The sequence below is a fragment of the Roseivirga sp. UBA1976 genome, from assembly GCF_002336325.1.
Classification (GTDB): Bacteria; Bacteroidota; Bacteroidia; order Cytophagales; family Cyclobacteriaceae; genus Roseivirga; species Roseivirga thermotolerans.
Genome location: NZ_DDDQ01000102.1, coordinates 12933 through 13224 on the forward strand (window position 1 = coordinate 12933; position 292 = coordinate 13224).

1 protein-coding gene is annotated in these 292 nt (G+C 48.6%); it reads left to right on the plus strand.

From position 1 onward, the window contains the following. The coding region (locus B3763_RS10200) for an FAD-binding oxidoreductase (protein WP_286746198.1) at positions 1 to 292 on the plus strand (292 nt) is incomplete at both ends.

Consider the following 292-nt stretch of genomic DNA (forward strand, 5'->3'; position numbering starts at 1 on the left):
CGAAACCCACAGAAGGCTCTATGCCACCGATGCCTCGGCCTACAGAGAATTACCTCTTGCTGTAGCCGTTCCAAAGGGCAAACAAGACCTTATTGCATTAGTCAAATTCGCTTCAGAGAATAATACTTCACTGATTCCCCGAACAGCAGGAACCTCTCTGGCCGGTCAGGTAGTGGGCGGTGGCATTGTAGTAGACCTCTCCAAAAACTATAGCCAAATTCTGGAAGTGAATGCCGAAGAAGGCTACGCTTGGGTTGAACCAGGAATTGTTAGAGACGACCTTAACAAGCAC